A 19,465-nucleotide genomic window follows, 5' to 3' on the forward strand; every position below is an offset into this window, starting at 1 on the left:
GAGTCAGGGTTTATTGGAGTTGGAATTCGGCAAAGCCAACGAGCGTTTTAAAGAAGTCGCGCAGCCGGTCGTCTACGGGACGCGCATAGGTGTCTACCCCAGGATTTTGAATGTACTTGGTCACCTGCCATTTCCACTCACTGATGTCGGCACCCCGGGTGATCTTGTTGATCAGCAGGTTTCGCTGAGAAGTGGAGATCGGGCGGGGCAGGAAGACGAGGATCGTCTCGTCGACCACCTTATTAAGATCGTAAGGGTCGGTCAGGGACGTGATGTATCCGTAGTAGTTGAGGTCGATCCGGTCACCCTTGATGTGGTAGTCCTCATCCAGCAGGTTGTCTATGGCGATCTTGTCGCGCGACTGCATGAGGGCGGGGCTCAACCAGTGACGGTAATACTGCGGGGAGTCGTAGTACGCCTTCCAACCGGAGATGGTGGGGGGCTCCAGAAATTCAAGTTGCAGTTCGGAACAGTAATTGGCATACTGATCGCCCAGTTCGTACCGACGCTGCAGATTGAGGGTCTTGGTTTCGTGCCAGAACTCTCCGAGGGGGCGCAGCAGGCTGCACAGGTAGTCGTGAGGGTTCTTGATGATGGCCCCGCGGGTAGACTTCTCGTAGAAGTGCTGCGAACCGAGCAACTGGTACAGTACCGGCTTGATCTCGAAATTATTGGAGATCAGGGTATCGGCCAGTGGGTGGATGACGTGGGCCAGTACGTCGGAATCAATCTCGTAGTAGACGAAGTAACGGTACAGCCGCTTACAGAAGTTCAGAGCGGTGGCCTTGTAACTGAACAGGATGTCGATGACCTGCTTGTACTCGTTGGAGCCGCCGTTGCGGATCACCTTGTTGCCGAGGCGGTGACTCAGTTGCTTGTCGCCGGTGTCGTGGGTAGCGCTGTCGAAGTAGCTCTCCACCGGGATATTATCGTCGCTGTAGAGGAAGTCCTTGTTGCGCCATCCGGTGAGGGCGCGGGCCAGTGCCGCTACGTCCTGTTCGGTGTAGTTGGTGTAATCGCCTTCCGCCACCTGCTCGCCCTTGCCCAGGGTGAAAAGCTCCATGAGCTCACGGGCGTAGTTCTCGTTGGGGTTCTTGCTGTCGTTGGTGTGCCCGTCGAGGCAGAACAACATGCGGGGCTCGACCGTGATCCGCTGGATCATGGTGCGGAAGTTACCCACGGCCATTTCCTGGTACAGACGCAGCTGGCGGTACATCGCCCGGTGGTCGGTGATGGGACCCGAGATGGCGAAGTAGTTCAACCAGAAAAAGCACATTCTTTCCTGAATGTTGGTCTGGTCGACCCGCATCATGTTATTGTAGTACCATCCCTTAAGGGACTGGCCGCGGTAGCGGTTATCGCCACGATAGCTGGAATTCACCCAGGTCTGTCCCAGTTGAATGTACTCGTCGTAATCGTTCCGGTATTTGACCGGGGGGGAGGGAATCGGGGCTTCCTTCAGCAGGAGGTCCAGCGTAGCCTTGAGACCGGCTTTCTGAGCTGTTTTAATCTCTTTGAGCGAAGGACCTAAAACCGTACGGCGGAGAAGGTGAGCAGCTTTTTCGAGATCCCATTCCCCAGTATAGGGAGAGATCGGAGAAGCAGCAGTAGTCTGCTGCGTGGACTGTTTAGACAAATCTTCGGTATTTAAATGTAAAACAATCAGGTGAGGCCCCCGCGACTTGCGTCGTTGGAACTAATCTTGAGAGCTTTGCAAATTGGAATACCGTTAGAAGGCGTGTCATACCCAGGATTTCTCCCGGCGGCCCAAAATTACAAGGACCGTGTCTAAAAACCAAATCGTACATCAAAAACGGGAGCGAATCCGCCCCAAATCCGGCTTTCATCCCGGATGATTTCCGGCAATACAGACCCAAAACGGTCGCTATCGCTGGAAGGCAGCCGGTAATCGGCCGTCGAATATATAAACCTCCCGACCAAAGAATTTATTTTGTAGCTGACAAAAATATTCACGGTCGGGAGGCTCTTTCCTGATTATTCGTACTGATTGCGCACTTCAAACCCTTCCCGCTTCAGCAGCTGGTCGCGACGGAACAGCGTGACGTCAGCACGTACCATTTCGGAACACATGGCGGCCAGGTCGTAAGTGTGCTTCCAGTTGAGCTTCTCCTGCGCTTTGGTCGGATCGCCGAGCAACAATTCCACTTCGGTGGGGCGGAAGTAGCGCGGGTCAACGGATACCACTTTGGTGCCGACCGCCAGCGGAAAGTCGTCGTTGTGTACCTCGGAGATGATGCCTACTTCGTCGACACCTTCCCCCCGGAACTCCAGTTCGACTCCAACTTCCCGGAAGGACATCCGTACGAAGTCGCGCACGCGGGTCGTAATGCCGGTAGCGAGCACGAAGTCATCCGGTTCATCGTGCTGCAGAATTCGCCACATACCCTCTACGTAGTCCTTGGCGTGACCCCAGTCGCGCTGGGCGTCGAGGTTGCCGAGAAACAGTTCGTCCTGTAGGCCGAGGGAAATCTTGGCCACGGCCCGCGTGATCTTGCGCGTCACGAAGGTTTCTCCCCGGAGCGGGCTTTCGTGGTTAAACAGGATGCCGTTGCAGGCAAACATGCCGTAGGCTTCCCGATAATTTACCGTAATCCAGTAGGCGTACAGCTTAGCGACGGCGTAGGGGGAACGGGGATAGAAGGGGGTCGTCTCCGACTGGGGTACCTCCTGCACCAGTCCGTAAAGTTCCGACGTGGAGGCCTGGTAAAATTTGGTCTTCTCCGTGAGTCCCAACAGCCGGATGGCCTCCAGCAGGCGGGTGGTGCCGATGCCGTCGGCGTCGGCGGCGTATTCCGGCATGTCGAAGCTCACCTTGACGTGGCTCATGGCCGCCAGGTTGTAGATCTCGTCGGGCTGTACTTCCTGGACGATGCGAACCAAATTCGTAGAGTCGGTAAGGTCGCCGTAGTGAAGGATCAGGTTCCGCTCCGAAACATGGGGGTCCTGGTATAGGTGATCGATGCGGTCAGTATTGAACTGGGAGGCGCGGCGCTTGATGCCGTGCACCTCGTAACCCTTGCTGAGCAACAGCTCGGTTAGGTAGGCGCCGTCCTGACCGGTTACGCCGGTTATAATGGCCTTCTTTGACATATTTTTTGGTTATGAAGGGTAAGTGTGAAAAGAAAGGGGGAGCGGAGGGGCCAAATAGCTCCGACTCCGACACCCCCTCGTGAGGTCACCCTCAATGTGTAGATGTTTACCTTATAGCGCGTTTTCTTCGCCCTTAATTGCGTTGTAGACGGTCATTACTACGCAGCGAATGTCCATCAGCAAGCTCCAGTTCTCCAGGTACCACACATCGTACTCGACGCGCTTTTCCATTTTCCAAACCTCGTCGGTCGGTCCGCGGTAACCGTTGATCTGGGCCAGGCCCGTCACACCCGGCTTTACCTTATGCCGGATCATGAAGGTGTCGATGATGCGGGCGTACTCCTCCGTATGCTTGACCATGTGGGGGCGAGGGCCTACTACCGACATCTGACCCAGGAATACGTTGATGAACTGCGGAAACTCGTCCAGACTGGTCCGCCGGAGGAATGCCCCGACCTTGGTGATCCGATCGTCGCCGCGGGTAGCCTGCTTTTCGTTGGCGCGCTCGTTGATGCGCATGGAGCGGAACTTCCACATCCGGAACACATTATTGCGGTAACCGGTCCGTTCCTGACGGAAGAAGATGGGACCGGGATCCTCGCGGTAGATGGCGATGGCTACGATCGGCATCAGGATAGGAAAGATGAACAGAATCACCAGGGAACTGACGATGATGTCGAAGGTGCGCTTGATGAACTTGTTGCGCAGGGCCATCAGCGGTTCCTCCTTGAGCGTCAGCATGGACAGGTCGCCCAACTGCTGGCACTTGTACGTGCGGGGGAAGAGGGTAGTCTCCCGGGGAGCTACCTCGACGTCGATGAACTGGGTTTCACAGATGCGCATGATCTCGCGCTCTTCCTTGAGGGAAAGGTCGCTGTGAAAGAAGATCAGCTTGTCGATGTTGGGCCGGCTGAGTAGGTACGACTTCAGTTCCTCGTACTTACCGATGTTGGATACGTTAGCGTGGGGAGTGTTGCCGAACCGGCCGACGAATTCCGCGCTGCCCGGAAAGCAGTAGTCAAAGGCCTTGAAGAGCTGCTGTAGGTTCTCGGCCTTTCCTCCGACAATCACGTAGCGAAACTTCTCGAACGGACTCTCCTCCCGCAGGCGGTGGAACACTCGTCCGGTGGAGACCAGTATCAGGGCCAGACCGTGAGCCAGTAGAATGAAGGGGGTGTACGGGGCCTCCTGCAGCACGTTGTAGTAAAACAGGGAGGTGAAAGACAGCAGGAAGATCAGGATCTTGAAGACCTTGGAGAGTTGTTGCTCCATTCTTACCCGCTCGTACCATCGGTAAGCGTCAAAGTAAACGCAGAGCCAGCCCCATGCGATATTGACGAACACGACCAGGGCGAGGTTGCGCCCGTTGATCACGCTGTCGTAATCAAAGACGCCATAAGTGATCAGACTCGCCAGGAAAAAGGAGAGGTTGATCAGTATAAAATCCGTAGCGATAAGGTCATAACGGTGCGGAGTCGCCCGCAGCACCCTCGTATGCGAGGACGCGTTTAACTGGGATGAGATTTCCATGAATTGTGTTGTTTAGTGTCTAGTGTCAGAATCCGTCTAAAGCCAAAAAGAATATTCTCTTTATCTAAATTTTCAGCCGCAAAGATGCGTGCACCACGGCAGTCTGCCGCGCGCGCTCCGCTCAAAATTTCTCTGAGCCCCCTTTCTAGGGCGTTTATGTCTTCAGGTTCAATGGTTGTTCCAAGGTGGTGTTCCCGCACGACATCGTGCAGGGTAGTTCCGGCTTCGGCCGTAACCAATGCATGTCCTCCGACGGCCAGTATGTTCGTCAGTTTGGAGGGCATTACCAGGTCGGCCGCCGCTTTTTTCTGTAATACGAGATGGACGTCCGCCGCCGCAAGCGAGGCCGCCAGCCGGTTGAGGGGCTGGAGTGGCTTGAAGACGACATTATCCAGGTTTAGTTCCTCGGCCATCGCCATAAGGCGCGACTTCGCTCCACCTTCGCCAATAATGAGGAAGGTCAGATTCGGAACATCACGGAGACGCTGCGCAACGAGTAAAACATTTTCTAATCCTTGCTTCTCCCCCAGGTTGCCTGCGTACAGTACGATGCGATCTTGGTCAGTAAAACCCCAATCGCTCCTGGCGGATGCTTCTCGTGATACTGGGTATACGATTTTCTGGTCCACCCAGTTCGGGAAAAGGACGATATTTTCCTGATTTAGCCCTTTTTTAACAATCTTTCGTACCATACCGGTACTGATCGTCGACACGGCCGTCATCTTTCCGAGTAACCAGCGCTCGGCCTTTTCCAAAAAGCGCAGCAAACCCTCCTGCCGGATGATGCCCAGGTCGCGGGCGGCATCTACCTGAAGATCCTGAATGTGATTGATCACCGGCGTACCGTGTATCCACCAGTGGGGCAGTGCCACGAATCCGAGGTGGAAGGGCGGACTGATGCACAGGATCGCGTCGTAACGACGGAAGTACCGGGGAATCCAGTAGCGCAGTGAGCTGAGCACGAAACTGAATTCGTGAAGGATGCGCTTCACACCGGTGACCTCGCTGGGTACGTAGAGCGGGCACCGCAGGACGCGGACGCCGTCCAGCATCTCCTTCCGGTACCCCCCGCGGTAAGCGTCCATCACTTTCCATTGCGGATAGTAAGGCGGAGCGGTGATTACCTCCACTTCATCACCGGCGGCGGCAAAGTGCGCAGCCATCTCGCCCGTATACTTACCGATGCCGGTCAGTTCCGGGGCATAGTTTATGCCGTAAATCAAAATTTTCACAATAGCAGGACCGGCGGTTACTGCCGGCTTATATAAGGTTCATTATAAACACGCTGGGGCAAAATGGGAAGTCACATACGGGGCGGAACTTCACGGTGCTTATCTCACCTGATCTAAGCCATTTGCCTGAGATCGGGCGGACTCACCTTCGGGTGTAGTTCGGTCTTTGATCACCCGCGCGGGCGATCCCATACAGATCTTTCCCGGTGGGAGGTCCTTAAATACGGAGGATCTGGCACCAACAAGGGTCCCTCGTCCAACGGTAACCCCCGGAGCTATGTAGACATCAGTGGCTATCCAACATTCATCCGCTATATATATAGGGCGACTGAAGATAGCGAATTCGGGGCTTTCCGCGTCATGGCTACCGGTACAAAGATAGCTCTTTTGTGAAATAACCGCATTGTTTCCGATGCGAATGTTCCCGAGACTGTACAGGACCACGTCGTCACCGATCCAGGCGTGGTCGCCGATGGACACCTTCCAGGGAAACTGGGTGCGTACCGTCGGACGGATGATCGCGCCTTCCCCTACCGCGGCACCGAACCGGCGGAGCAGCCACCGCCGCCAGCCGTACATGAACTGGGGGGAGGGTCGGAACAGCAGTGCTTCGGTGATCCACCACAGTTGCACCATCCAGGCGGGCTTTCCCCGGAAGCCCTCCGGCATGCGGAACTTAGCGAGCTGTTGGTAGGTGCGCTGAGACATGCTTAGACGACGGTTGCGGGCTCCCGGTTGAGAAAGAGGTTTACGTCCAGGTCGTACTTGTCCTTGACCACTTCCTCGAGGGGGCGATGTTTCATCTCCCGTTTGATCTCAAAAATGGTGGAGTCGACCAGGAAGCGGAACCAGAATCCCTGCAGGAAATGGAAGATAAGCCCCTCCTTACCGTCCAGGAAGCCCAGCTTGATGATGTACCGGTGAAAGAGGTACATGAAACTGCGCAGGAATAGGGGGGAACGCTGAAACACCCGGCTCTTAAGCCAGCGCTTCCGCTCGATGGGATTGCCCATCAGGCGGGCGTGTACTTCCCCCGTGTCGGTTTCGGCCAATATGCTCTCCACGGCCTCGAATACCGCCCAGCGGGCGTGGGAAACGGTGAAATCGCGCAGACTGCTCATCACCCCGTCTTCCAGGTCAGCCCCGTCTCCGGCCTTAGCCGTGGAGCCCTCCACTACGAAGTGCTGGTCGTACACCTTGTTTTCGCAGTGCCCCAGGTGGCGCCGGTACAGGCGCAGGTGGTAGATGGGATGGTACCCCCCGTGCTTGATCCAGCGGTCCATGAAGATGGCCCGGCGGGCAAACATATAGCCGTCCACTTGCGCCCGCTGCGGGTCGAAGGAATCGTTGATCCACTGCGCCATACCGGGGGTCAGCCGCTCGCCGGCGTCGAGGTGCATCACCCATTCCGTCGGATTGGGAAGATTTTCCTGGGCCCAGTTGCGCTGGGCGGCGTAGTTCTTGAAGACGTGCTGTACGTAGGGAATACCACGCTGCTCGAGAATGTCGAGTGTACGGTCCTTCGAGTAGGAGTCCACGACGTAGATCGGCGCCTTCACGGTAGCCAGGGAGTCGAGGCAACGCTCGATATTTGCTTCCTCGTTGTAGGTGAGGATAACGATAGTAAGCTGTTTATTCATGACAGCATTTTTTGGTAGGCAGCTTCCCATTCGCCGACGTTGGCGTGGATGCTAAATTTCTCCCGGGCCAACCGGAGAGCATTCTTGTTGAGTTCCTTCATTTGGGGGGGGGATAGGGTATGGATGTGATCGATAATACGCGTAAGGCTCTCCGGATCATTATCGATCCAGTAGCCCGCCTTGTGTTCTTCCAGCACCTGCCAGGGCGTTCCCGTCGAAGCCACCGCCGGGGTCCCCTGGGCCAGTCCCTCCATAACTACAATGCCGAAGTTTTCAGTATGCGAGGGCATGAAAGTGAACCAGGCGGCCGCCAGCAGTTCTTCCTTTTCCCGTCCGTCGCGGTGACCGAGGAAGCGAATTTTGTTGGTCAGTCCCAGTTCCTCCACCTGCTTGACGAGGCCGTAGCCGTAGTCGTTGTAGTAGTCTCCGACGATCTTCAGGGTGAACTCTCCCCGTAGGAAAGCCTCCGATTTCGCCAGTGCCTCGATGAGGTTTTCCACGGCTTTTTTCGGGTCGATGCGGCCGATGTAGAGGAAGTATTTCTCCTTGGTAGTCACGATCGGCTCCGGCAATTCCATGTAGTTCGGAATCTGAATGATCTTGGCATCCGCCCCGAAATTGTTGCGGATGTACTCGGTCTCGGCGTCACAAGTAGAGTGGAACCAGAGTAAATTCTTGTTGACCATTTTGTTGATCATCCAGATGACCGCGGCCTTTTTTTTGCGGGAACGCAGGAGCATGGGCGGATCCAGATCGCCGCGCGATGACCAGAGCATGGGCTTGCCCACGAACCAGGAATTGATCATGGCCATCAGGAAGGACGATGGATAACTGATCATCGACAGATGCAGTATATCCGCCTTGCGCAGCTTACCGATGGCCCGCGCGATCACGCCCAGGGGTAGGTAGTGGATCGGATTGCGGGTGTAGACCACCGAACCGTAATCCGTGTCGAGCCAGCGCCCCCGGGGCATGGGCAGCGCCTGTCCGACGTCGGTGGTGGAGATCACCGCCCGGTGCCCCCGGCGGGTCAGCGCCTTAGTGATCCAGTATACGGTATTGTCCGGTCCGCCGGTCTGGGCCGGGTAAAAACTTCCGGTCGGGAAGAGGATGGTTAGTTTATCTTTCACAGTAAGCTGGAGTAAAGGGCGAGGTACTGATCGGCGATCGCCTCGATGTGGTAGTGGGCGGCGTTTTCGCGTCCCCGCTGAATCAGATCCCGGCGGTACCCTTCGTCTTCAATAACGCGGTCGATGCCCCGCCGGATGGCCGCCGGATCGTACGGGTCGACGAGCACGGCTCCGCCGTCACCGGCCACTTCCTGATGGGGAGACAGGCGACTGGTCACAACGGGGCGACCGGTCATCTGCGCCTCGAGGATCGGCAGGCCGAAGCCTTCGTACGTGGACACAAACGCCAGCAGATCGCAATTAGCGTACCGTTGCCGCACTTCCTCGTCGCTCAGGCCCGTCGCCCAGTGGGCGTCAATACGATATTCCTCCAGCAACTGGATATCGGCGGGGCTGGGCTGCCCGACGATCTCGAGCCGACAGGGAAGCCCACGCAGCGCCTCCGCCAGGCGGGGAAGATTTTTGTTGGGCTTCACTCCGATCTGGAGAATCGTAGGATAGTCGACGCGAAAGTCCTTCGGCGACAGCGTGAAGGCCGGGTCAACGAAATTGGGAATGACCCGCAGTTTGTCGGCGGGGCAGCGGGTCAGGGCCAGTACTTCCTGGCGGGTCTTTTCGCTGATCACGGTCACGGCCGCCGCCCGGCGGGCCGGCCATTCGAAGATCATCCAGCGGTAGAACCAGTAGCGCGGGTGCCACTTGGGGTAGCGGAGTAGGGGGTTACAGTCGTGGATGGTGATCACCGTCGGTCGGTGCAGCCGGAAGACGATTGAGTTTACGTCGCCGGTAATGTGGTTGACGGACGGCTGTTCACCGGAACTTGCCGGCTCCTGCGTCCCCGCCCAGCCTAAGTTGAGCCGCACGTTGGTCGGCGTGTTATTGTAGTGCGGCAGCTCCAGTCGCTTCACGTCGACTCCCCGCCGGGTGAACACGGCGGTCAGTTGGTCGAACAGCCGCTCGATGCTGAAGGCCGTCGGGTAGGGTTTTCGGTAGAAGAGCCGGACCTGCATGCGCTTACGGACGATTGAAACTAGCGATGATGAGCCCGCCGGACAGTACCGAAAAACCCAGCGCCGTAGGTTGACTCCACCCTCCCTGCAACACCTGCAAAAAGCCGAAGCTCAGCAGCAGGAAGGGAAGGGAGTTGTTGCGGAAGAGGGCGCCGATTCCCGCCAGCATCATCTGCCCCGCCAGCACGATGCGCAGCAGAATAACGATGATGCCCAGTATGGGGCCCATTTCCCCCGCCACCCGGTTCCACTCCCCTTCGGCGACCAGGAAGGTGCGGCCTCCGGTGAGGATCGTACTGCCGACGTTGGTCCCGAGTCCCAGGCCCTGACCGTACCACGGCGTATCTCCGGAAGAGAAGGCCTGGATCAGCCCCCCGAGAAAACGTTCTCCGAGGGTGCCTTCCAGTCCGCCTTCCGACTTGGCCGCCAGCGCGAAACGGGTAGTGAGTACTTCCACGCCGGTCTGAATGAAGCCGAAATTGGACAGGATGGCGATCAGCAGCGGACTGGCCACGAGGGCAATGAGGAGGGTACGGATGGAGCGGCCACTACGTAAACTGGCCACCACGAAGAAGAAAACGGTGAGCCCGACCTGAAACAGGTAACCCCGGCTGATGGACAAAGGAATGGCGGCGATCACGCTTACCGTTCCGGCCAGAAGTGTCAGCCGGTTGATGCGGGAAGGCTCCCCCCAGAAATAGAAGACGTAGGCAACGGCTAGTCCGTAAAAGGTCGTAAGGCCATTGGTGAACGAGAAAGTGCCCGACGGGCGGAAATATCCCATCGCGCCGCTGAAGCCCGCCCCCTCCACGTCACCACCGACGCCGCGGTTGACCCAGGCCGACTGGGGGCTGTAGAATTGCAGACCGATCAGCACCGTGATGAGCGGCAGGAGGTAGACGACGTATCGGCCCACCCGTTCGACCTCCTTGCGGTCGAAGACCTCCCCGATGATGAAGATGAGGAAGAAGTGCAGCACCAGCGTACGCAAGCCGAACACCGCGATGACCACGTTGCCGTGCGCGAAGGCCAGGGTGAGGAGCAGCGACAGAATGCCCGCCACCAGAAGCGGCAGGGTATAGATGTTGATCAAACGCCGGCCCGCCTGCCAGTACGATGCGATGATCAGTAACACCAGGGGGTCACGGACCAGCAGCAAGGGCGTGGCCAGGCCGGGGAGGATCCACTTCCGGATGGCCCCCTCGAAGATGAGGAGGAACACGTAGAGGTGGATCATCCGCCGCGTGAAGCGGTCGGCGGCCGCGACGGGAGGTAGCGGGGCAACGTAGGGCTGACTGAAGGAAAGCGCGGACAAGGGGAACTAGGAAAGAATCTTATCAATGGCGGCGGCCAATTCACTGCCGTATACCGACCAGGGGCGCCGGGCGGCGCGGGCGGATGCCGCCCGGCCCGCCTGCTCGATCTTGTCGGGGCGGGCGAGCAGTTCTTCAATTTGCGTGGCCAGCGCGTCGGTGGAGCCGGCCGGTACCAGAAATCCGTCGCGATCGTGCTCGATTAGATCGGGGCCGGCGGTCCGTTCGGTCGTGATCACGGGAGTACCCTGGGACATCGCTTCGGTAATTACGAGCCCGAACCCCTCGAAGTGGGAAGGGAAAACGAGCACGTCGTGCTCGCGCATGAGGGATAAAATCTCCGCATGCGGCAGACTACTGATGTGTTTGTGGTGCGCCAGCGCCTCGTTGAGAGCGGGGCAGTCCTCCCCGGGCAGCCGGCCGACGACGGTCAGAGCGACGCGATCGCCGAAGGGGCGGACGGCTTCGAACATCTCGGCTAAGCCCTTACGCTGGGAAAGGCCCCCGACAAAAAGCAGGCGTAGTTTTCTTCCCGTAGCGGGCAGGTATGTACGGTCCCGGACCGGGGGGGGGAAGCCGTAGGGGATGACGTGCACGGGGGCGAGCTTTCCGGGGTAATCGGCCAGGGTCTGAGCCGTAAAGCTGCTGGCGACGAAAATATGGTCGGCCAGTTCCAGCTCCCGGTCCTTGCGGGCGAGTTTGGTGGGGGAGTCCTGCATGCCCTTGATGGTCATGGCCCAGTCGGGGCGCTGTTCCACGACTTCTCCGAGCAACCGGCGGGCGGCCCGCCAGTAGCCGATGGGCAGGTCGTAGAGATTCAGGATGTCCAGCTCCCGGGCCTCCTCAAAGGTGGTCGCGGCGCCGTCTTCGTAAGCGTACACCGCCCGGGGGCGCTCCCGGGTCAGGCGGCCGGCTACCCGGCGATCGATACCCTGGTAAACGGCGTCCACGGAAAGGAGCCCGGTTTCGTGACGGGTCAGGCTACTGATTCCGGTCTTCGCGGCGAGCTGTCGACCGAGCTCCATCCAGGGATACAGGTGGGTCTTATCCTCCAGTTCGGCGGGGAAGGTCCGGCGTCCGAAATCCGCCAGTGGGCCGATCGCGCTCAGCGACGCGAAGGTATTGCCCGGATAGGCGGCAATGGCGGTGTGGAAATGACCCAGTAGCCCGGCCTTGTTGAGTCCGGTGAGTGCCGCCCGTACGTTGGCATTGCCGGTTGGGTGGGAGAAAGTGATCATTTGCTGAGGGTTGCGTCCAGGAGTTGCCGTTCGGAGGGGCGGGGCCCGCCCGTAGCGTTCTCCAGGTCCGTGATCATCGTCCGGGCAATGCGCGGTACGGAGATCACATTCGTATCCAGGTCACGCGCCGCGAGTTGGGCTGCTTGCAGGGCGGCCGGACTGAAATCGGAGAGAACGGCGCGATTAAGTTCGGCCCGAAAGAAGCTGGGCGTGGTGTCCGACACGCAGGGAGCCGCGACCGGTAACCGGTGCGTCAGAAATGCCGCGACGGTACCGCTCTTCCCGATCTCGTGGCGGAGTACGGGCGTCATTCCCAGGTCGGCGGTGCTGAGTTGGACGGATATTTCGTGGGCGGACCGGAATCCGATGGGCTTGACGTTTGCCGTAGGTAGCGCCTCGTTCAGTATGGCCGCCGCCGCGCTGACCTTCTTACGGCCGCCGCCGAGTAACAGGATCTCCAGTGGCCTGCCGGAGTCCGTGAGGTGCGTCTGCAGCGCGGAAAGGAAGTCCGTGACCGGGGACGGCGTTGCCAGTTGACTGAAGAATGCGACGCGGAAGGGCCGGTCCGTGATCTCCGGATCCGCCGGAGGTTCCGCCGTCCGTCCGATATTGGCGAAGAGCGGGAGGGGGCGGACGGGCGCTCCCTTACGCTGGAGCCGGTGGTGATAAGCGGGTAGGTGGGTGTGCACGACGGCCGGACGCAGGGCGGGCCCGAGCAACAGACTTACGGCCATTCGTTCCAGCCCGGTCAGCAATTGATCCTTCAGGTGCGTCCGGGAGCGGGGGGTTACCCACAACTCGTGAAACATGACGTGGCGCTCGGCCGACGTGTCCAGACGCGAAAGGGAGAGCAGCAGGTCAGCAGGAATACCCTTGCGGTTAAAGGCGTGGGGGACGTACTGCAGGCTGATCCATTCGGGATGAAAAGCGTCGGTAGCCTGCTGCAGTTTGGCGGTACGGTCGCTCGTCGGCGTACCGTAGGGGATCCGCAGGGTTTCGATCTGTATACCGCTTTCCATCTGCCGGGCGGCAGTGACGGTCGGCACCACCTTATCGTGGGTAGCGATGAGGAAGACGCGGTATTCGATCCGCTGCAATTCCGCCGCTAGCCGGCGCGTGTAGTCGCCTACACCGTCCTGACCGGGCTCCAGGGAACCGCAGAGAAAGAGGATACTGCGCATATCGGGTTAAGCGAGACTTTTATAGAAACGGCCCAGGAAGCGGAGGGCCCGGAGCAGCTGTTGCTTACTCTTCACCTTACCGTCGGGGAGGGGCCGTAGTTCACTGCCGTTGACGTTCTCCCAGAAGATAAGATCCGACTCCCGGGGGGGCTTCCCGTTGAAAAATTCCGGCACGAAGCGTCGGGTCCAGGGTTTAGGACCGATGGGGTGGTGCATCAGCCGCATACCGTAGATGAAGCCCATGGCTTCCGGGCCGATCGGAGCGATCGGTTGGGCGGTGATCATGGCGGCCAGGTTAAAGGAATCCTGGTTCGTGCTGAGCACGACGGCCGTGCGGTCGAATACCCGAAATTCATTCATATTTCCGCTGTGCGGAGCGAGCATGGCGAAGGCGTCGTTCCAGTCGTGAATGAACTGCTTGGTTTCGTGGGTCCAGCCCAGGAAACCGCTGTTGTAGTAGTCGTCCAGCTCGTTCGTTATTTCCCGCCCCTGTGCCCGGGCGAAGGCGGCCCACTTCTTACGGATGGGATGCCGCCGGTGGAAGACGAAGTTGACGTCGCCGCAGATGGCCACTCCCTCCCGCACCCACTCCCCGTAGAAGTCCATACGGGAGTTGATCACGATGTCTGAATCAAAAAAGTAATATTCCGTGGCTTCGGGGGCCAGCACTTCCGTTAGGTGCAAGAACCACTTCGGCTTCTCGTGGACCATGTGCAGGCTCCCGTTCAGTTCCACGAGCTCTACCTCCAGGCCGCTGGGCAGGGTGAAGGCCTGACCGTTCTTAGACGGGTGCAGGGGGGGCAACCAGGAGGGGAGGGCTTCCCGGTAGCCTACGATGACTTTGTCGACGTAGGTTCCGTGACGAACCATCGAATTCAGGAGCGCGGCGAGGCCGAGAAAGTATTCTCGCTCCGCAAGTGTGGTCATTATCTTCATAACGCGAAAGGACCGGGTGAGCGGCGGGGCCTTCTAAGGGTTTAAATGAACGGATTGGTCGGACCACTGCATCTTCAACAGCGTCTGGTAAAGAAAATCTGCAATGCGGTACCCCAGGGTAATTAGGCCGGAGTAAACGGAAAACATAATGACGCCGGCAAGGGTCGTGTAGTCGACGAAAAAGTAAAGGACGGCCACCTGACCCAAAATGTTCACGGCAATGAATAGGTAAGGATTGGGGATGATGCCACGGGACGAGGACATCATATAGGCAACCCCGGTGATGAGCCCCAGGCAGCTGCTCAGCGTCATCAGTACCAGTTCGTAATCGAGGTCCATGTAAGCGTCGCCCAGAATGTAAAGGAACAGATCGGGGAACAGGGCAACGCCCCCGACGATCGCTGCCGAGAGGACCAGGAGCAGACCGAGTACCTGAAAGAACCGGACGATTACCTGCTGCTTAACGGCCGGCAATCGCGCATAGCGGGGAACGATCAGCATATCGACCGACAGGCGCACCAGCATCAGCAGCATCATCAAGCGCGAAAGGGCTCCGATCTCGGCAATGCTCTTCGTGTCGCTGAAGAAGGCGACCAACCACACGGTGATCTGCCCCGATATGCAGTAGTAGATGCTGCCCGGCAGGATCTTTTTCACCTTAGCCATAATCCTGCGCCGGTAAGCGGGGCTGGCCGCGGTCTTCCAGTCGGCCTTGCGGATCGACAGTTTGCGTAACTGAACGTTGCCGACCACCTGCCCGAAGCCGGAAGCCAGGATGGCCAGGGCGGCGAAGGGAAAGAAAAGCAGTACGGGCAGGGTAAGAATCAGGCGGATCACGTTGATCTGCACGTTGATCTTCAGCAGCTCGTTGATGTTCTGGTGCAGCTTGGGGACGATCTGCAGCAGCGATCCGGATAGGGCCGCCATAAAGGCGGGGATAAGGCAGAGAATGAGTAAGGACGATTCCCACCACAACATTCCCTGATCGAGCAGCAAATAGAACAGGATGGGAATGGACACGATCAGGCTGCCGATGGCAAACTGTCTGCGCATGTGCATCCCCGTAGCGAGGATCTCACCCAGTTCCTTACGGTTCTGCCACTGCTTGCCTCCTTCGGCCATGACGCCTGTAGAGATGCCGCCATCCGCCAGTACCGTCATGGTCCCCAGCATCGTGTTGGCCAGCGTATAGTAAGCGTACTCGGATTGCGATAGCATCCGGATGATGTAGATGCCGACTACGAAGCCCACCCCCTGGATCAGGATCTGGGCCCCACCGGTAACGCTGATCAACTTACCCCACTTGATCAACTGGGGCGCGCGTGCGAACAGGCGGTTAAACATGGACAAGGGCCAAACTATTCTGGGGACGGGAAAAGCAGGGGAAGTAGCCGATGGCGTCGGCTATTACTGGTAATAACCGTAGCCGTAGCCGTAAGCGGCCTTCGGATTGATCCCGTTCACGATCATATTGAAGCGTGGCAACTTGCCCGCCTCTACCATCTCGTTAATGTAGGGCATGCTTTTCTTGGGCGTTACGCTCAGTCGCGTCACGAACAGCGTTACGTTGACGTACTCCTTCATGAGAAGCCCGTCCGTCACGATACCGACCGGCGGGGCATCCAGAATGATGACGTCGAATTCCCCCCGCAGGCGCTCGAGGAGCTCGGCCATCCGGTGCTCCATCAGCAGTTCGGCGGGATTCGGCGGAAGGGGGCCGCTGGGGATGATGAACAGCCGGTCCTGAGTCGTAGGCTTAATGATCTCCTCGTACGGCGACTTACCGATGAGGTAGTTGGACAGACCGTTGGTTTTCCGGTCGGCCTCCTTTTCCATCACCATTTCGGCCAGTTTCGGCTTCCGCATGTCGAGGCCGATGACGACGACCCGCTTTTTGGTCAGCGCCAGGGCGGCGGCGAGATTGGAGGAGATGAAGCTTTTGCCCTCTCCACTTACGCTGGACGTGATCATCACTACCGACGACTGTTCGCCGGGAAGTAGGAAGCCCAGGTTGGTCCGCAGCAGACGGAAACCTTCGGCAATACCGCTGCGCGTACTCTTATTGACCACCAGCGTACCGTGTTCGGGGCTCTTTACGATCCGCCCGACGATGGGGTAGGGGAGGTAATTCGTCACCTCATCCTCCGTGTTAATCGTGGTGCCCAGGAGTTCCCGCAGGAACATGGTACCCGCAGGTAAAATGAGCCCTACGCCAATGGCCAGTAGGTAAATCATTGGCTTGTTCGGGGAAATGGGATAGGGGCTGCTGCTGGCCCGGTCGATGATTCGCGTGTTAGGCACCTGAGCGGCAACGGTGAGGGCGGCTTCTTCCCGACGTTCCAGCAGGTACATGAACAGGTTCTGTTTGATCTCCTGCTGCCGCATGATCTGCAGCAGTTTTTGTTCGTTACCGGGGATGCGGGTCATCTGGTTCTCGAGCGGCCGGATGCGGTCCTGGATACGGGCGATCCGCTCGTTGGTTTCCCGCAGTACGGAGTTGATGCTCCGCAGGATGCTCTCCCGGATGTTGTTGAGCTTTTCGTTGTAGGTAGCCATGAGCGGGTGCTGCGGCGTATAGCCCTCCATGGTGTTGTCGCGGTCGAAAATGAGCTGGTTGTACTGTACGATGAGGTCGGTCAGTACCCCCGAAATGATTTCCGAAGCTACGGGCAGGGCTTCGAAGGTATTGTCCGAGGAAGTAAGGGTGCTACGGATCTCTTCGATGAGTTCCTGCCGCACCTGTAGCTCGGCCAGTTGGGCATCGGCCTCATTCAGTTGGGCCAGGTAATTGGCCCCCTGGGTCTGAATATCCACGCTGAGGTTCGCCCCGCGTTTGAAGCTGGCCACGTCCGATTCCACTTCGTACAGTTCCTCGGTCACGTATTCCAGCCGTTCCTCGATAAAGCTTAGGGTCTGTCCGCCGGTCTGGCTCTGTTGTTCCACGATCTGTTGTTCGTAGACGGCCACCAGCGCGTTCAGAATGTCGCGAGCCTTTTCGGGAATGGGATCCGAGAGCGCGAGATTTACCACGCCGGAGCGTTCCACCTGACTCACGCTCAGTGCTTTCGTATAGCTGGCGGCTACGTCGGCGGGATTCATAACGCTGATCTCGTAGATCGACCGGTGGTCGGTCGGGGGGAGGTCGGGGGTGGGGACGAGCCGGAAGTCACGACTGCCGATCGCGAAGGCCTGGGTGTAGGGTACGGTGGCCGTATCTCCTTCGCTGCGGATGAGGGAGAAGTTCTGCTCGTCGTCGAAGCGCACCATGACGCTGCCGTACTCCACAAGCTCGGCGGGTGCCGTGCTGGTTGCCGTGTCGGCCAGCACCAGGGTGAAGGATTCCGGCTGGTAGATTTCCGTGTTGCGTACCGATCCCTGGTGCACGTAACTGGTGTGCAGGCCCAGCAGATTCACGACCCGCTCCATGAGGTATTTCGAGCGCAGCATGTACACCTCATTGTCGATCACGTAGGTGTTTTCGAAACCGAGCTCCTGGGCGATTACCTCTTTGGACAGTCCGCTCTGACCTCCGGATTGCTCCTGGATCAGCATGGACATCTGGGCCATGTACACCGGCGTGGTGTACCGCAGGTTCAGCCAGGCCAGACCGACACAGAGGCCGATGACGAGCACGAACCAGTACCAGTTGCGCAGCATTCGGCTCATGAGCGCGGCGTAGTTCATCCGAATCTCCGGAGCAAAACCTCCGTTGTTCGGCACGCTGCCGCGCATCTGGGGCGCGAAATCCTCGGAAAAATTTTTCATAGTGGTAAGTTCAGCGGGGCGGCGGTTCTAGCGCGTAACCAGAGCAATGACGATGCCGGCAATGGACAAAACGGGGGACAGATAAGATAGCAAACGTTGTCCGGGATCGGAAACCGTCGCCGTACGGGCTTTGATGGGTTCTACGTAGATAACATCGTTCTGCTTGAGGTAGTAATATTCGGAAGCAAAGACCTCATCGGATTGGAGGTTCAGCCGTTTGTAGCTCCGCTCGCCGTCTTGCTCCCGCACGATGAGCACCGAGGAACGATTGGCGTAGTCGGTCAGATCACCCGCCATACCGATAGCCTCCAGGATCGTGACGCGGGAGTTGGGAAGGGGCACCACCCCCGGCAGGCCTACTTCTCCAAGCACCGTCACCTTGAAGTTAAGGTAACGCACGCTCACGACCGGGTCGATAATGTAAGTTTTCAGTTTCCCCCGGATGAGTTGTTGCAAAGATTCCACGGTCATGCCCGCTACCTCGATCCGTCCCAGCAACGGCAGGTCGATGAACCCGTCCTGATCCACGAGTTGCCCCTGAAACAGCTGCAGGTTCTGGTTACTTACCTGGCCGAGACCGCCGATGTTGCCGGCTTCGTTGAAGGGGGCCGCGGCGGCGGGGTCGACGCTCTCCACCTCGATGCGCAGTAGGTCACGCGGTTGAATGCGCAACTCCAGGGCGTTTTCGATGTCCTCCGTTTTTCCCTGGGGCACCCGGACGGAATCAAAATTGACGAGTTCTTTATAGGACACGCAGCCGGAAGTGGTGATCGTCACCAGGGCCAGCAGAAGGGTAAAAAGCCGCATTCGTTAAATTTATGGGTTAGTTCTCTGATTGGTGTCGGTAGATAACCGGGAAACGGCTACGCCGCCCACCAACCGGATAGCGGAACAAGATATAGCTTTCACGCCTCCGGCCTCTATGTGTCGGGGCAACACAATTCCGGGAAGGATGAAGGCGATCGTAGTACGCAATACAGTAGGCGGTGACTGGGGCCACCGAAGGATTAATTCGTTAAATTGGATCGACTGGCACTACCGACCGGGTCATTTGGGGAACGGTGGTGCGGAATTTGTTTAACGGATCATGAAGATTTAGGAAGCAATTTGAGTTGATCAGTCATAATCGATGTTCCGCTTATTCTAACCATCCCGCCGGAGCAAATTGGTCGACGCCCGGACATAATACCCGATGCGCCGATTCCGTACCCCCCGGACCGCTCGCGCGACCCGATGGTACCCCGGACGGATTCACAACGTCCAACGCGCCGGTCGTGGTACGTCCGCACGGTGTAGTCACCAATAATTGTTTGGCACCACCAAGGAACTGTGGGAGGGACATGCGATTGTGTATGTTCAAGTGTCGATGCTAACCGCCA

The 19,465-nt window shown here is 58.3% G+C and carries 15 protein-coding genes; all 15 read right to left on the minus strand.

Translation table 11 applies throughout. The features are described from left to right. Nucleotides 1-10: 10 nt before the first annotated feature. Nucleotides 11-1,636, minus strand: coding sequence for a DUF1800 family protein (locus NMA52_RS00980; RefSeq protein WP_254825760.1), 1,626 nt, complete (start codon nucleotides 1,634-1,636; stop codon nucleotides 11-13). Nucleotides 1,637-1,995: 359 nt separating this feature from the next. Beyond that, complete coding sequence (gmd, locus tag NMA52_RS00985) at nucleotides 1,996-3,111, minus strand: GDP-mannose 4,6-dehydratase (protein WP_254825761.1); 1,116 nt, start codon at nucleotides 3,109-3,111, stop codon at nucleotides 1,996-1,998. 111 nt (nucleotides 3,112-3,222) lie between these two features. Further along, entirely contained in the window at nucleotides 3,223-4,641 is a 1,419-nt protein-coding gene (locus NMA52_RS00990) for an exopolysaccharide biosynthesis polyprenyl glycosylphosphotransferase (protein ID WP_254825762.1), read from the minus strand. Continuing rightward, nucleotides 4,620-5,873, minus strand: a complete 1,254-nt coding sequence (locus NMA52_RS00995) for a WcaI family glycosyltransferase (protein ID WP_254825763.1) — start codon at nucleotides 5,871-5,873, stop codon at nucleotides 4,620-4,622. Before NMA52_RS00995 ends, NMA52_RS00990 begins: the two co-directional genes overlap by 22 nt. Nucleotides 5,874-5,972: 99 nt before the next feature. Next, nucleotides 5,973-6,581 carry a putative colanic acid biosynthesis acetyltransferase gene (locus NMA52_RS01000; protein ID WP_254825764.1) on the minus strand — a complete coding sequence of 203 codons (609 nt, stop codon included), beginning with the start codon at nucleotides 6,579-6,581 and terminating at the stop codon, nucleotides 5,973-5,975. Between the two features lie 2 nt (nucleotides 6,582-6,583). Then, nucleotides 6,584-7,513 carry a glycosyltransferase family 2 protein gene (locus NMA52_RS01005; protein ID WP_254825765.1) on the minus strand — a complete coding sequence of 310 codons (930 nt, stop codon included), beginning with the start codon at nucleotides 7,511-7,513 and terminating at the stop codon, nucleotides 6,584-6,586. Continuing rightward, on the minus strand, nucleotides 7,510-8,643 hold the full coding sequence (locus NMA52_RS19020; RefSeq protein ID WP_254825766.1) for a glycosyltransferase: 1,134 nt from the start codon (nucleotides 8,641-8,643) through the stop codon (nucleotides 7,510-7,512). The genes NMA52_RS01005 and NMA52_RS19020 overlap by 4 nt, the downstream gene beginning before the upstream one ends. After that, nucleotides 8,640-9,653 (minus strand): glycosyltransferase family 1 protein, encoded by a 1,014-nt coding sequence (locus NMA52_RS01015; protein WP_254825767.1) that lies wholly within the window; start codon nucleotides 9,651-9,653, stop codon nucleotides 8,640-8,642. Before NMA52_RS01015 ends, NMA52_RS19020 begins: the two co-directional genes overlap by 4 nt. A 4-nt stretch (nucleotides 9,654-9,657) precedes the next feature. Next, nucleotides 9,658-10,968, minus strand: a complete 1,311-nt coding sequence (locus NMA52_RS01020) for a hypothetical protein (RefSeq protein ID WP_254825768.1) — start codon at nucleotides 10,966-10,968, stop codon at nucleotides 9,658-9,660. Between the two features lie 6 nt (nucleotides 10,969-10,974). After that, nucleotides 10,975-12,204: a glycosyltransferase family 4 protein gene (locus tag NMA52_RS01025; RefSeq protein ID WP_254825769.1), complete on the minus strand. Its 1,230-nt coding sequence runs from the start codon at nucleotides 12,202-12,204 to the stop codon at nucleotides 10,975-10,977. Beyond that, entirely contained in the window at nucleotides 12,201-13,385 is a 1,185-nt protein-coding gene (locus NMA52_RS01030) for a hypothetical protein (RefSeq protein WP_254825770.1), read from the minus strand. Before NMA52_RS01030 ends, NMA52_RS01025 begins: the two co-directional genes overlap by 4 nt. 6 nt (nucleotides 13,386-13,391) lie before the next feature. Beyond that, nucleotides 13,392-14,312 (minus strand): hypothetical protein, encoded by a 921-nt coding sequence (locus tag NMA52_RS01035; RefSeq protein ID WP_254825771.1) that lies wholly within the window; start codon nucleotides 14,310-14,312, stop codon nucleotides 13,392-13,394. Between the two features lie 42 nt (nucleotides 14,313-14,354). After that, complete coding sequence (locus NMA52_RS01040; protein WP_254825772.1) at nucleotides 14,355-15,671, minus strand: lipopolysaccharide biosynthesis protein; 1,317 nt, start codon at nucleotides 15,669-15,671, stop codon at nucleotides 14,355-14,357. 57 nt (nucleotides 15,672-15,728) lie between these two features. Continuing rightward, nucleotides 15,729-18,086 carry a polysaccharide biosynthesis tyrosine autokinase gene (locus tag NMA52_RS01045; protein WP_254825773.1) on the minus strand — a complete coding sequence of 786 codons (2,358 nt, stop codon included), beginning with the start codon at nucleotides 18,084-18,086 and terminating at the stop codon, nucleotides 15,729-15,731. A 27-nt stretch (nucleotides 18,087-18,113) separates the two neighbouring features. Continuing rightward, the gene (locus tag NMA52_RS01050) at nucleotides 18,114-18,893 is read right to left on the minus strand and encodes a polysaccharide biosynthesis/export family protein (RefSeq protein WP_254825774.1); all 780 of its coding nucleotides are present in this window, start codon (nucleotides 18,891-18,893) and stop codon (nucleotides 18,114-18,116) included. Between the last annotated feature and the right edge of the window lie 572 nt (nucleotides 18,894-19,465).

Origin of the sequence: Lewinella sp. JB7 (genome assembly GCF_024297185.1) — a bacterium.
In the GTDB taxonomy this organism is placed as follows: domain Bacteria; phylum Bacteroidota; class Bacteroidia; order Chitinophagales; family Saprospiraceae; genus Neolewinella.